Genomic DNA, 12976 nt, shown 5'->3' on the forward strand with positions numbered 1-12976 from the left:
TCACCGCTCAGCATTGTCTCAACCTAAGCTGGCGACCGTCGCCAAGGTAGTATCGATTCAACCAGGGAAACCGCCTCCTTCATGTCTCACCAAGATAACGACGAATTCCATCTGACCGATGAACTCCTCGCCAAATTGATCGACGGGCGGCTGTCCCCCCAGGAGTTGGATCGCGTCCATCATCACGCGGCGCGCTGTTCCCCCTGTTACGGCCTTCTCGTGACCGTCGTGCAAGGGGGAATCAACGACGGAGGAATCGCCGAGAGCACGGCGAGCCAGCGGACCCCCGAGGCTGAACCCGCCCTCTCGCCCGACGAGTGGGCGCCCCCCGCGACCTTCGACGAATTTCGCCTCGTGCGGCCCCTCGGCCGGGGCGCCATGGGGGTGGTGTACCTGGCGCACGACGAATCCCTGGACCGGCAGGTGGCGGTGAAGTTCATCGCCGCCTCCCAACCTGATAGCCGCATCCGGGCCCGCTTCCTCACCGAGGCGCGCGCTGTCGCCCGGCTGCAACATCCCAACGTCGTCACGCTCTTTCGCGCCGGCGAAGTGGATGGCCACCCCTACCTCGTCTCCGAATACCTCGAGGGGAAGACCCTCGCGCAGTTGGACTGTCCCCTGCCCTGGCGGCGCACGATGGACATCGGTGCGGGCCTCGCACGAGGACTCACGGCCGCCCACCAGCAGGGCGTGCTACACCGCGACCTCAAGCCCTCCAATATCCTCCTCACCTCCTCGAGCGAGGTGAAGCTGCTCGATTTCGGCCTGGCGGAATTCCTCGATACGGGAACGAACGCGCGACCCGCTGGGGCGCGAAGCATCGCGGGCACCTTGCGCTACATGGCGCCGGAAGCCCTGCGCGGCGACGCCACGCCCCTGGGAGACATCTACGCCCTGGGGCTCATCCTTCACGAGCTGTGCACGGGCGACACGCTCCAGAAGGAGCACACCCAGCAGCCCCTCACCGAGCGCGTCCCCGGCATCGACGTCGACTTCGCCGCCATCATCGAGCGCTGCATCCAGACCGAACCCGAGAAGCGCTTCGCCTCGGCCGAGGCGCTGCGCGACGCGCTCGATCGGCTCGGCGCGCCCTATCTCCCCCGGCTCTCGGGCAACCCCTACCGGGGCCTGGCCCCCTTCGAGGCCGAGCACCGCGCGAGCTACTTCGGCCGTGACGACGACGTGCACGCCGTGCTCGAGCGGCTGCGCCGCCAGCCCCTGGTGCTCATCGCCGGGGACTCGGGCGTGGGCAAGTCCTCGCTGTGCCGCGCGGGCCTGCTGCCCCTGGTGGCCCGTGGAGAAATGGACGGCCGCCGGACCTTCACCTGCCTCACATTGGAGCCAGGCCGCCGTCCCCTCGCGGCCCTCGCCGCCGCGCTTTCGCCCGTGCTGGGCATGACGGAGGCGGAGCTCGGCGCCAAGCTCGAACAGACGCCCGAGCACCTGGGCCAGCTGCTGCGCTCGACCCACGCCGAGGGCCGGGGCCTGTTGATCTTCGTGGACCAACTCGAGGAGCTGTTGACCCTATCGGAGCCCGGCGCGGCGGCGTGTTTCGCGCGCTTCCTGGGAGAGCTGGCCCTGCCCACCGCGGGCGTGCGCGTGCTGCTCACGGTGCGCGGCGACTTCCTCACCCGCCTGGGGACACTGCCTGGCTTGGGAGACGAAATCGAACGGGCCCTCTACGTGCTACGGCCCATGCGGACGGAGCAGGTGCGCGATGCCATCGTCGGTCCCGCGCGCGTGCGCAAGGTGACCTTCGAATCCGAGGCGATGGTGCAGTTGCTCATCGACGACACGGAGAAGGGAGCGGGGAGCCTGCCGCTGCTCCAGTTCACCCTGGCCGAGCTGTGGGAGCGCCGGGATCCGCAGCGAGGCCACATCATCCGGGCGACACTCGACGCCATGGGTGGCGTCGCGGGAGCGCTGTCACGGCATGGCGATGCCGTGCTCGCCCGGCTCACGCCAGCCCAGCGCGAGGCGGCGCACCACCTGCTCGCCCGGCTCGTGACGCCGGAGGGCACCCGCCGCGAGCGCAGCGAGGAGGAGCTGGTGGGCATCAACCCGGATGCCCGGGTCGCGTTGCAAGCGCTCGTCGAGGCGCGCCTGCTGCACGCGCGCACCGCCACGAGCAGCGGCACCCACTACGAAATCGCCCACGAATCCATCATCACCCGCTGGACGACGCTGCGCGACTGGCTGGACGAGGACGCGGGCCGGCGCGCGCTCATCCACCGCGTGGAGCTCGCGAGCACCGAGTGGACGCATATGAATCGCGCCGAGGAGTGGCTGTGGCGGGGACGCCAGCTCGATCAGGCCCGCGTGCTCGACGACAAGGAGCTCAACGCGCCCGAACGCGCCTTCCTCCACTCCTCCCGGAGCGCGGAAGCCCGGCAGAAGCGGCGGCGCATCCTGGGCGGCGTGCTCGGGGTGATAGGCCTCATCGCGCTCTACGGAGGGTGGCGGCTCCACGAATGGCTGGACGTGCGGAGCATCGCCCGCGAGCAGACCACCGCGGCCATGGCCACGCTCCAGAAGGAAGCGCCAGGTATGGCGCGAAAGCAGGCCCTCACCCTGTTCGACAAACGGGAGCACTCTCCCAAAAAAGAACAGAGAACACCCGAGGAGCAGCAACAGATAGTACGCGAGGAGCAGCAACAGAGAGCACGCGCGGAGCGGCATTGGAAAGAGGCGTTTGAGAAATTCAACCGGACCGCATCCGCCCTGGATCAGGCAATTCTCGCGCTCGATGGCGTACTCGAACGCGTGCCGGGCCATGCCGACGCGAGGCGGCATCGCCTCGAACTACTCGCCGAGCGCATCCTGCTCGCCGAGCTATTCCACCAGCCCCACGAGACCGTTCGCCAACGGTTCGAGGTGCTCTCGGCCACGGATTCCTCCTGGCGGGGATGGCTCCAGGTGCCCGCCCGGCTCGACGTCACGACCCACCGCCCCGGAGTGGCGATCGAGGTCCTGCGCTACGAGGAGGACTCGGAGGGCCGCATGTCGCTCGTGCCCACCCCCGTCCCCTTCGAGATCACGCCTCTGGACGGCGTGTGGCTGCCACCCGGCTCCTACCACCTGCGCATCCAGCCACCGGGGCCCGTTGCCACCATGGAGTACCCCGTCGTCCTTGAGCGCGGTGGCCGCACCCTGATCGACGTGCAACTGCCCATGCCCGTCCCCGAGGGCGTCGTCTACATCCCACCGGGCTGCTCGTTCATCGGAAGCCCGGCTCCAGAAGACATCCGTCAGTTCATGAAGAGTGCCCCCATCCACAAGCGCTGTCTGTGGGAGGGGTATTTCATCGGTCGCGATGAGGTGACCCTGGGGGACTGGGTTACCTACCTCGACACCCTGGATGCCAGCCATCCGGACCGTCAATTGCTCACACGGGAGCGGGAGATCGCGAACGGAACCATCTCCCTGCGCGAAGGACAAAGCGGTGCCTGGACGCTCGTCCTCCAGCCGATGGGCGGAGATGGATTCCGCCCCGCCTTGGACTCCAACGGACGCATCGAGAACGTCGTCCGGAAGCAGCTCGAGGAACAGGCACGGGCGAAGGGAGAGAGCCCTCTTCGGAACTACCACGCGTCGCAAGAGTGGCGCCGCCTCCCGCTATCGGGTGTCTCCGCCCAGGAACTCCTGAGTGACTCGGGCTACCTGAAATGGCTCAACGACACCGGTCGGATGCGCGGCGCGCGGCTGTGCGATGAGTTCGAATGGGCCCGGGCCGCCCGGGGAGCCGACACGCGAAAATACCCGCATGGCAACTCGTTCCACGAGGACGATGCCAACATCGATGTTTCCTACCACCGCACGGCTGGCGCCTACGGCCCCGACGAGGTGGGCTCCCATCCCGCGTCGAACAGCCCCTTCGGCGTGAGAGACATGGCCGGCAACGTCTACGAAATCACGGCCGCCTGGACGCACGACATGGGAGAGAGCGATACCATTCTGATGGGAGGGGCCTCGTATTATGGAACCGAGGCGATCGAGGTCGCCAACCGCCAGGCGAACACCGATGACGCGGGCGATGCCCTCGTGGGTGTGCGCCTGTGCGCCCCCGCCCCCAAGCCCTGACGGTCTCAGGATGAACGCATAACCCAGGAACGAGAAGCCTCTTACCGGGGAGAGCGCGTGCCATGACGAACCGGCACGCCTCGACGGCTCCAACCCCCCTCAGCGAGGCCCTCGATGCGTCGTTCCTGGATTCTTCTCGGCTATACCCTTGCGCTCGCAGTCCCCTCGGGCGTTGCGCTCGCCAAGAGCCCTCAGACCGCGGTACAGCCCTGTCAGCCTCAATCTCCGACGCGCTCCCATCATCCCCAGGGCACGCTTCTGTGGGGCACCACGCGCCTGAATGAGACTCAGCCCAGGAGTGCGCTCCTCGTGTCGGCCAAACTGAGCGACGCGAAACCCGTATCGGGAAAGAGGACTCCAATGCTGAGGTTCGAGGAGGGCAAGCTGGTGATGCCGTCCTTCAAGCCCGGCGACATCGTGCTGCAGGGGAAATCCAGCGATGACTCGCCCGTGGAAGTCGCGATCTGCTCGGCCGAGGAGTCCGGTGGAGAGACCTGGTACGAGATCGAAGTGCGTCAGAAGGACAGCACGAAGTGGGTGAACCCCTGTGTGCCCAGCGGGCAAGTGTCCTCGCCGCGCGCCCTCGCGGTGCGTGGGGTCTGGGATGAGACCGGCGCGCGTCAGGACGTGAACGGAAGCTTCACCTTCGCCTGCGAGTTGGGCGCGATCGCCAAATGCAGCACGTGGGGCTACAAGCCCTGGGACTCGAAGATGGCGGACCTGCACCAGGCCTGCACGCGCATGGCCCGGGCCGACTACTGCGGCGACGGCCGCAGCGAAACCAAGGACAACAACATCATCGACATGTACGACGGCATGGGACACGTCGAGCGCGAGACCCGGGAGACGCCTGGCTTCTCGCCCTCCCGGGCCACCTTCGAGGCGGCGTGGACGCCCGAGGGCGCGTGGTGCCTGGCGCGCACGCGGAAGAACACGCCCCTGGAGGAAGTCATGCAGCAGTGCCCCGGACGCTTCGAGAAGAGCGAGAAGGACCTCGGGGACGGCGATGTCTGCACGCTCGCCCGAAAAGTGGACGCCAACGAGCGGCGACTGGTGCACAACCGCTCGTACCCGCCCGAGATGTTGACCCGGCCCAGCATCAGCCGTTGAGCGTCGCGCTCAACGCGTCCGGGAGCCGGGTGGTGGGCCGACCGATGAGGCGGCTCAACTCCCCGGTGGAGTCATTCAGCTCTCCCCGGGCGGCGCCGAGATCCGAGTCCACCAGCACCTGGGCGAATCCGGCGGGCAGTCCCGCCCCCACGAGCACCCCCTGATACTGCTCGGGAGGCAGGTTCTTGTAGACGATGGCCTTGCCCGTCTGGCGGGACACCTCCGCCGCCAGCTCGGACAGGGTGAAGGGCGTGTCGCCACCCAACTCGTAGACCTTGTTCTCGTGGCCGCTTCCGGTGAGCACTTCCACGGCGGCGGCGGCGTAGTCGGCGCGGGTGGCGGCGGCGACGCGGCCCTCGCCCGAGCTGCCCACGAGGGCGCCATGCGCCAGCGCCGGAGCGAGGTTGGCCGTGTAGTTCTCGATGTACCAGCCGTTGCGCAGGAAGACGAAGGGCAGGCCGGAGTCGCGGATGAGCTGCTCGGTGGCCTTGTGCTCCGCGGCGAGCGCCAGGCTCGACGTGTCCGCCCGGAGGATGCTCGTGTAGGCGAGCAACCGGACGCCCACCTTCCGGGCGGCCTCCACCACGGCCCGATGCTGCGCGACCCGCTGGCCCACTTCACTCGATGAGATGAGCAGCAGCTTCTCCACACCCTGGAAGGCCGCGGAGAGGGTGTCTGGCTGGCTGTAGTCGGCCCGGCGGACCTGGACGCCGCGCGCCGCCAGCGCCTGGGCCTTCTCCGGATCGCGGACGGCCACGGCGATCTTCTGGGCGGGCAGCTTCTCGAGCAGGCCCTCGACGACGAGACGACCGAGATGACCCGTGGCTCCAGTGACGAGAATCATGGTGAGGCTCCTTGAAGGAAGTGAGGCGTTGGACTCGGCACTCACCGTAACGCCGTCACTTCCCTTTCGTAAGTACCCACCTTTGGGTAAGCTACTAACATGGCGGAAAGAAAAAGACCCGGGCACCTGGCGCGGGCGGTGACGAAGCAAGCGGAGCGGAAGGAGCGGGGCGACCTGTACGCCCCCCTGTGTCCCTCGCGCGGCGTGCTGGAGCACGTGACGAGCCGCTGGGGGGTGCTGGTGCTGGTGGTGTTGCTCCAGGGCACCCGCCGCTTCAGCGAGCTGCGGCGCGAGGTGGCGGGCGTGAGCGAGAAGATGCTGGCGCAGACGCTCCAGGCGCTGGAGCAGGACGGCTTCGTGCTGCGCGAGGTGTACCCGGTGATTCCGCCCCGGGTGGACTACAGCCTGACGCCCCTGGGGCGAGAGGTGGCCGGGCACGTGGAGGTGCTGACGGATTGGATCGAGGAGAACCTGTCCCGCGTCCTGGAGGCGCGGAAGCGGCACGTGCCGAAGCGAGGCACGGAGGAATGAGGCGGCTCAGCGGGCGGTGTAGCCGCCGTCCACGACGAGCTCCGAGCCGGTGACATAGCGCGAGGCGTCCGAGGCCAGATAGAGGATGGCCTCGGCGATGTCCTCGGGCTCGCCCATGCGGCCCATGGGGGCGGAGGCCTCGAGCTGCTTCCAGGCCTCTTCCTCGCCGCCGATTTGATCGACGAAGCCCCTCCACCAGTCCGCCGTCTGCCAACTGGGCGTGCGCACGCCGCCGGGGAAGACGGTGTTGACGCGGATGCCGTCCTGGGCGCACTCCATGGCCACGGCCTTGCTCAGCATGCGCACACCGCCCTTGCTGGCGGAATAGGCGGCGGTGCCGGGGCTGCCCACGAGCGCCGAGACCGAGGCCACATTGACGATGGAGCCACCGCGCTTGCCCAGGCGCATGGTGCGCACGGCGTACTTGGTGCCGAGGAAGGCGCTGTCCAGGTTCACCGCGAGCTGTTCACGCCACTCGGCGAGCGAGAGGTCGGCGACGGGACGGGAGGTGGCGGTGCCCGCGTTGTTCACCAACACGTCCAGCCGGCCATGGGCCTCGAAGGTGCGGCTCATGACCTTGTTCCACACCACTTCGTCCGTCACGTCATGGAGCAAGAAGAGGGCTTGGCCGCCGGCGGCGCGGATTTCCTGGACGACCTGCTCGCCCGTGCCCGCGATGTCCGTCGCCACCACCCGCGCGCCCTCCCGGGCGAACAGCAGGGCCGTGGCCCGGCCGATTCCAGATGCCGCCCCCGTCACGAGGGCCACCTTGTCCTTGAGTCGTTCCATAGGCGAGGAGGCCTACCTTACCTGGGATCCCGAGTTTTCTGGGCCTGAAAAAAGAGGAACGGGGCATAACGCGCCGCCCACTTGGACACACACCCCAACCGTCTTGAATGTGGACGGAGAAACGGAGCGTGAACAGGCTCCTGAATCTTCCGGAGAAGGGTCCTCGCCATGTAGCTATCGGAGTTCCATTTCCACAACTACAAGCGTTATCAAGACTCGGGCCCCCTCGAACTCAAGCCCGGCGTCAGTCTCCATGACAAGCTTACACAAGGATAGGCGCCGCTCCCGCCCGCGATCGCCATCACTCCGACAGAACACCCTCGAATACAACAAGGTCGAGCACTCCCTGGCCCTCATGGAAGGTTGACCGCTTCGACGAACACTCCGAGGCATTGAGGTGAACGATGCGCGCTGACGCGCCGAGGTCTTGGTGGGTGGGCCTATTGCTGACTGCATCCTTGATGACCACCGGGTGTGCGTCGCTGCCGTCACCGCCCGGTCAGGGGATGTACCTGGGAGATACGCCACGCACGGCCACCCGGCCCATGTTGGCGCAATCGCCGGAAGCGGAGTCCCCACCGCGCTCCCCGCGAGGGCCGGCGGCGCGACAGCGGCACCACCACCGGGGCTCCAGCGAGGCCGTGACGGCAACGGCCCCTGAGCTCGCGGCGAAACCAGCGCAACAGAGCGTCACACTGACCCGGCAAGCGGTTCTCGGAGCCATTGACGGCGTACGAGACTCCATTGGCCACATCGCCGACACACTCCCCAAGCTCGCGGCCAGTCAGGCCGGCATCGCCGGGGATAACGACGTGTTTGTCCCGTACATCAACTACGGCACGATTCAATTGCAATGGCTCAAGGACTCACTGGGTGGCGCCGCCCTGCTGACGGACACGGCTTCCACGGTCGGGGAGCCTGAGATGGAACTCGCGCTCCTCCGCCTCTCCGGGCCACGGCTCCAGGCCACCCTACTCGGTGCGCACCTGCTCTCCGCGTGGCTCGACTTCCTGAACCTCGCCGACGCCATCCTCCAGCACGCTCCCTTTTACAGCGACGAGCGGCTGGTTCGGGACCTGGACCGCGTGCGGAAGATGCTGGAGCCGTCCATGACGGCGCTTTCCTCTCTGGAGCCAGCGCAGGTCGAGGCCACGGCGAGCACGCTTCCCAGCCTGATGGGCCAGCTCACCCGCGAGTCTTATTCGATACGTGAGGCCGTGCGCGTGGCAACGGAGCGCGGCGGTCAGATGATGCTGGCGGCGCAACTCGTCGAGATGCTCACCCAGGCCTCGATGATGAAGCTGTCGCTGCCAAGGCTGCCGCCGGCCGCTCCCGCGACACTCGGAGTGGGCCTCGTGATGGGAGCCAACGGCGTGATGATGGGGACGCGGGTAGCAGTCTCCGCCGAGTGGGTCGAGATGATGCGTCGGCTCGTGCGGGCGGGAGTCATCTCCGCACCCGTCGCTGGCACAGCTGTGCGGATACACACCGGACAGGTGCTGATGTCCCAATCGCACGACGAGTTGCCCAAGGGCGTGCGCGACGCGCTCGGCGACGGACCCGAGGTGCGCGGCATGCACCAGACGGGCAGGGCGGGGGCGGGTATGGCCGAGCCGCCACGGCATCACGTCCTGCCAAGAGAGCACCGCGAGTGGTTCGAGAAGCGCGGCTTCACCGGTGACATGAGCATCGACCGGTTCTGCGTCAAGATGGAGCAAGCCAAACATGAGGCGATCCACGGCGGTGGCGACTGGCGATTGGGTCGCTTGTGGCCCGGAGAGTGGAATCAGATGATCATGAAGGCGCTGCGAGAGGCCGAGCTCGAAGCTGGCCGGATGTTGACGCGAAACGAGATCCTCAAGGTCGTAGCGGGATACATGAAGGAGTACAAGATCCCGATGAACTTCACGCCCTGGAGTGGAAGATGAGTGAGGACCGCTCCTGGGAGGGAAACTGGAAGCTCCGCTTGTACGAGCGGATCCGCGAGCGAGGTTTCCCTTCGCTGACCGCCTTCGCCGAGGCACGCCCCACCGCCTCGCTGATAGCTCTAGCCGAGGAGCTTGGAGAGGACGACATCGCCGCGGTACAGGTGTTCAGCGGATTGGTCGCCGAAGCGGAGCGGAGTGGACAGCTTACACGCTTGGTGCGCGGACAGCTCGTGCGCGAGCTGTCCCAGCATCTCCCGAACGGCTGGCCCGCCGTGATTGACGACAGCAATCGTTTCGATGTCGCCCATGCACTCGCGCGTTGGAGTACGTACACCCCAGAGACGCATCAGAAACGCGTTGAGCAGGCCAGGGCAGTGCTCCGCGCCAAACCACCGCCGCCCGGCTGGCGTCCGCTCGGCCCCGATGACGAACTTCTCCGCACGCTTCTGCCCGACGAGGAAGCCTGACTCGCAGCGTCATTATTCCCACCGAGTCCAGGAGGAGGACGGAAGCGTGGCCCCATGACGCGCGAGGTCTTCCGGCGTGTTCACACTCATCACCGCGCGGAGAGTCGGATCCACCGCCCGGAGCGCGTCCTCGGGCAAGAGCCTCGCCTGACATTGGGACAGCAGGGCGCGCAACGAAGGCTCCCCGGCCCTTAGCGCCTCGCCCCAGGGCGCGGACAGTGACTTCCGGTACAGGGCCAGCAACGGCTCCACCCGGCCCTCCACCGTGAAGGCCACCGCGTCCACGCCGGGCCCGCGCGCCCCGAGCAGCACCCGCACCGCCGCCTCCGTCACGAAGGGCATGTCGCACGCCACCGCCAGCACCCACTCCGTGCGCGAGCCCTCCAACGCCGCGTGCACGCCCCCCGGCGCCCCCCGCTCCGGCACCACGTCCCCCACCGTGCGCACCCCGAAGCGCGCATAAGGCCCGGGCACATTCGCCACCAGCAGCGTGTCCCCCAGGCAGCTCCCCAGCGCCAGCACCCGCTCCAGGACCGTCCGGCCCTCCACCTCCAAGAGGCCCTTGGCCACCCCGCCCAGACGCGAGCCCTGCCCCCCGGCGATCACCGCCAGCGTCACCTCCGGGAACTCCCCTTCCCGCTCGCGCATGTCGGATCTCCTCACACTCCGGTACTTCGTCCCGCCCGAGAGGCTAACCTGCACCGCGTCAAAGTCCCCAGGCCCCGCTCGCTCGCATGACCCTCACTCCGCTCGCCACCGCCCGGCAGCTCGCCCTCGACGCGCTCACTCCCGCAGCTCCCGAGCACGTCCCCCTCCTGGAGTCCCTGGGCCGCTTCCTCGCGGGCCCCCTCATCGCCTCGCGCTCGCTGCCCGGCTGCCCCATGTCCGCCATGGATGGGTATGCCGTGATCGCCGAGGAGACCGTCGGCGCCACCCGCGACACGCCCGTGCGCCTGCGCGTCAGCGAGACCATCTACGCCGGGCACCTGCCCCTGCGCACCCTCCAGCCGGGCCAGGCCGCGCGCATCTTCACCGGCGCGCCCCTGCCCCCGGGCGCCACCGCCGTCGTGCGCCAGGAGGCCACCCGGCCCGCCTCGGACGACACCGTGGACCTCTTCGTCACCGTCCCCCCGGGCCGCGACATCCGCCCCGAGGGGGAGGATCTGCTCCTGGGCGCGTCCGTGCTGCACGCGGGCCAGCGCATCGACGCCGCGGTGCTCGGGGTGCTCGCGTCGCTGGGAGACCCCCTGGTGCTCGTGCGCCCGCCGCCGCGAGTCGCCGTGCTCGCCACCGGGGACGAGCTCGTGCCGCCCGGCACCCCCGCCCTCCCCCACCAGGTGTACGAGAGCAACCTCGTCCTCGTCGCCGCGCTCGCGAGCGAGGCCGGGGCCCAGGTGGTGGCCCGCGAGCGCGCCCGGGACGACGACGACGTCCTGCGCCCCGCCCTCCAGCGCCTCGCCAAGCGCGCGGACGTGCTCATCACCACCGGAGGCGCCTCCGTGGGAGACCGGGACCGGGTCAAACGCGTGCTCTCCGCGCTCGGGTGCACCTTCCTCGTGGACGGCGTGGCGATCAAGCCCGGCAAGCCCGTGGCCGTGGGGCGTCTGGGCTCCACCGCCGTCGTCGTGCTGCCCGGCACCCCGGGCGCCGCCACCGTCGCCTTCGACCAGTTCGCCCGGCCGCTGCTCCTGCACCACCAGGGCGTGCGCGAGCAGCGCCGGCGGGTGCGCGCGCGGCTCGACGAGGGCCGACACAAGCAGGCGGGGCTCACCTACCTGGTGTCGGGCACGCTGGAGACGCGCGAGGACGGCCAGCTCTGGGCCCGCATCCGCGCCCAGGGCGCCGGCCAACTGCTCGGCAACGTCGGCGCCGAGGGCCATGCCATCCTCCCCCCGGGCCGCGCCGATTTCTCCGAGGGCGACACGGTGGACTTCGAGTGCTTCGATCGGCCCCAGTACCTCGCGGCGGAGGCACCATGAGGCCGCCGCCCGCGCTGAGCATCATCGGCTGGTCCGGCGCGGGAAAGACGACGCTGCTCACCCGGCTGGTGCCGGAGTTGAGCGCGCGGGGACTGCGCGTGGGCGTGGTGAAGCACTCGTCGCACGCGCACCCGCTCCACCCCGAGGGCAGCGACACGGCGCGGCTGGCCCAGGTGGGCGCGGCGCTGGTGGGCTTCGCCACCCCCTCGGGCGTGCAGCTCACCTTCCCCGCGCCCTCGGCGCACCTGCTCCTGCTGCTCGCGCCCTTCTCCGGGCGCGTGGACCTGGTGCTCGTCGAGGGATGGAAGGACGGGCCCCTGCCCAAGGTGGAGGTGTGGCGCGAGGGACTGGAGCCCCCGCTCGAGACCGCCCGCCCGGACGTGCTCGCCGTGGTGGGAGCCCCCCACCGCACCGGAGGCCCCCCGCGCTTCGAGCCCGGGGACGTGCGGGGCCTGGCCACCTTCCTCCAGCGCTGCCTCGACGAGGGGGTGCTGGGGTCGGGCGCGCCCTGACTAGAACGCCGGGACGGGCTCGACGTCCGCCTCGTTCAACCAATACAGGACGGGGGTGGAGCCACCCGGCCGCTGCACGGTGGTCTGCAGGAAGGTGATGGGGTGGGCCATGAAGCCCGCCTGCACGGTGTGCACGAGCTTGAGGCTGTCATGCACCGTGACCCACTTGCCCTTCTGGATGGCGGCGGGGATGACCGTCAGACAGGTGCCCGCGGGCCAATGGCTCTCGCTGTAGGTGAAGGTCATGCGCTTGGTCGAGGACGCGGACGAGTAGACATACTTCGGAGTCTCCGTCCGGGTGATGTATTTGTTGGGTCCCGTGCATGCCTCCGCGGCGGCCTGGGTGGGCCGGGCGGTCCACAGCGCCAGGAAGGCCGAAAGACTCGTCACCGCGATCGCCGCGTTGCGATAGGTACGACGCATGGGAACCTCGGGTATGGGTTTGTCGCTCGCAGGGAGCGGATGAGCCATAACATTCCCAGCCGCCGCGCCTCATCACACGGCCCGCGCTGGGGCTCGGCGTCGGACAATCCCCATCTCCAGATTTCCACGAAGCCTCGGGCGCCGCGCACTACCGGGCAGTCAACCCGCCCGCCCGTCCAAGTCTTGAATCACCCACCGAGGGGAGCCCGCTCGGGCCGGGACACAAACGATCCAAGTCAGTATCGCCTCGGGTCGCGCCCATGCGAGTCCCGAGCGTCCACCTTCACGGGCCCGGCGGTGCTCGGCTAGCGTG

The 12976-nt window shown here is 68.8% G+C and carries 11 protein-coding genes; 7 read left to right on the plus strand and 4 right to left on the minus strand.

The genetic code is table 11. The features are described 5' to 3' along the window. The first annotated feature begins 81 nt into the window (after positions 1-81). Together MEBOL_RS15855 and MEBOL_RS15860 are read left to right on the plus strand one after the other, a co-directional pair. Positions 82-4080 carry a bifunctional serine/threonine-protein kinase/formylglycine-generating enzyme family protein gene (locus MEBOL_RS15855; protein WP_095978226.1) on the plus strand — a complete coding sequence of 1333 codons (3999 nt, stop codon included), beginning with the start codon at positions 82-84 and terminating at the stop codon, positions 4078-4080. A gap of 360 nt (positions 4081-4440) precedes the next feature. Beyond that, entirely contained in the window at positions 4441-5190 is a 750-nt protein-coding gene (locus MEBOL_RS15860) for an ADYC domain-containing protein (RefSeq protein WP_095978227.1), read from the plus strand. Here the strand turns inward: MEBOL_RS15860 and MEBOL_RS15865 are convergent. Next, complete coding sequence (locus tag MEBOL_RS15865; RefSeq protein WP_095978228.1) at positions 5180-6034, minus strand: SDR family oxidoreductase; 855 nt, start codon at positions 6032-6034, stop codon at positions 5180-5182. The genes MEBOL_RS15860 and MEBOL_RS15865 overlap by 11 nt on opposite strands. Before the next feature lie 99 nt (positions 6035-6133). On the opposite strand from MEBOL_RS15865, the gene MEBOL_RS15870 reads away from it, so the two are divergent. Beyond that, positions 6134-6565 carry a winged helix-turn-helix transcriptional regulator gene (locus MEBOL_RS15870; RefSeq protein ID WP_095978229.1) on the plus strand — a complete coding sequence of 144 codons (432 nt, stop codon included), beginning with the start codon at positions 6134-6136 and terminating at the stop codon, positions 6563-6565. Positions 6566-6571: 6 nt separating this feature from the next. Here MEBOL_RS15870 and MEBOL_RS15875 read toward each other — a convergent pair whose 3' ends face one another. Then, positions 6572-7354 carry an SDR family NAD(P)-dependent oxidoreductase gene (locus MEBOL_RS15875; protein WP_095978230.1) on the minus strand — a complete coding sequence of 261 codons (783 nt, stop codon included), beginning with the start codon at positions 7352-7354 and terminating at the stop codon, positions 6572-6574. A gap of 641 nt (positions 7355-7995) precedes the next feature. On the opposite strand from MEBOL_RS15875, the gene MEBOL_RS15885 reads away from it, so the two are divergent. Both MEBOL_RS15885 and MEBOL_RS15890 read left to right on the plus strand, forming a co-directional pair. Further along, positions 7996-9282, plus strand: coding sequence for a DUF2380 domain-containing protein (locus tag MEBOL_RS15885; protein WP_342747775.1), 1287 nt, complete (start codon positions 7996-7998; stop codon positions 9280-9282). Then, positions 9279-9749 carry an NUDIX hydrolase gene (locus MEBOL_RS15890; protein ID WP_095978233.1) on the plus strand — a complete coding sequence of 157 codons (471 nt, stop codon included), beginning with the start codon at positions 9279-9281 and terminating at the stop codon, positions 9747-9749. Before MEBOL_RS15885 ends, MEBOL_RS15890 begins: the two co-directional genes overlap by 4 nt. A gap of 12 nt (positions 9750-9761) precedes the next feature. Here MEBOL_RS15890 and mobA read toward each other — a convergent pair whose 3' ends face one another. Beyond that, positions 9762-10397 carry a molybdenum cofactor guanylyltransferase gene (gene mobA, locus MEBOL_RS15895; protein ID WP_095978234.1) on the minus strand — a complete coding sequence of 212 codons (636 nt, stop codon included), beginning with the start codon at positions 10395-10397 and terminating at the stop codon, positions 9762-9764. 86 nt (positions 10398-10483) lie between these two features. Here mobA and MEBOL_RS15900 point away from each other — a divergent pair, with 86 nt between their 5' ends. Beyond that, on the plus strand, positions 10484-11728 hold the full coding sequence (locus MEBOL_RS15900) for a molybdopterin molybdotransferase MoeA (RefSeq protein WP_095978235.1): 1245 nt from the start codon (positions 10484-10486) through the stop codon (positions 11726-11728). After that, the gene (gene mobB, locus MEBOL_RS15905) at positions 11725-12240 is read left to right on the plus strand and encodes a molybdopterin-guanine dinucleotide biosynthesis protein B (protein ID WP_095978236.1); all 516 of its coding nucleotides are present in this window, start codon (positions 11725-11727) and stop codon (positions 12238-12240) included. The genes MEBOL_RS15900 and mobB overlap by 4 nt, the downstream gene beginning before the upstream one ends. Here the strand turns inward: mobB and MEBOL_RS15910 are convergent, their stop codons facing one another. Then, entirely contained in the window at positions 12241-12663 is a 423-nt protein-coding gene (locus MEBOL_RS15910; protein WP_095978237.1) for a hypothetical protein, read from the minus strand. Positions 12664-12976 lie beyond the last annotated feature (313 nt).

Source organism: Melittangium boletus DSM 14713, assembly GCF_002305855.1.
GTDB lineage: Bacteria > Myxococcota > Myxococcia > Myxococcales > Myxococcaceae > Cystobacter > Cystobacter boletus.

What these genes read in the sequence shown, in the direction of transcription:
- MEBOL_RS15900 (WP_095978235.1), top strand. Translation starts at nt 10,484, where the DNA reads ATGACCCTCACTCCGCTCGCCACCGCCCGGCAGCTCGCCCTCGACGCG.
- MEBOL_RS15870 (WP_095978229.1), top strand. Translation starts at nt 6,134, where the DNA reads ATGGCGGAAAGAAAAAGACCCGGGCACCTGGCGCGGGCGGTGACGAAG.
- MEBOL_RS15860 (WP_095978227.1), top strand. Translation starts at nt 4,441, where the DNA reads ATGCTGAGGTTCGAGGAGGGCAAGCTGGTGATGCCGTCCTTCAAGCCC.
- mobA (WP_095978234.1), bottom strand. Translation starts at nt 10,397, where the DNA reads ATGCGCGAGCGGGAAGGGGAGTTCCCGGAGGTGACGCTGGCGGTGATC.
- MEBOL_RS15855 (WP_095978226.1), top strand. Translation starts at nt 82, where the DNA reads ATGTCTCACCAAGATAACGACGAATTCCATCTGACCGATGAACTCCTC.
- MEBOL_RS15875 (WP_095978230.1), bottom strand. Translation starts at nt 7,354, where the DNA reads ATGGAACGACTCAAGGACAAGGTGGCCCTCGTGACGGGGGCGGCATCT.
- MEBOL_RS15865 (WP_095978228.1), bottom strand. Translation starts at nt 6,034, where the DNA reads ATGATTCTCGTCACTGGAGCCACGGGTCATCTCGGTCGTCTCGTCGTC.
- MEBOL_RS15890 (WP_095978233.1), top strand. Translation starts at nt 9,279, where the DNA reads ATGAGTGAGGACCGCTCCTGGGAGGGAAACTGGAAGCTCCGCTTGTAC.
- MEBOL_RS15910 (WP_095978237.1), bottom strand. Translation starts at nt 12,663, where the DNA reads ATGCGTCGTACCTATCGCAACGCGGCGATCGCGGTGACGAGTCTTTCG.
- mobB (WP_095978236.1), top strand. Translation starts at nt 11,725, where the DNA reads ATGAGGCCGCCGCCCGCGCTGAGCATCATCGGCTGGTCCGGCGCGGGA.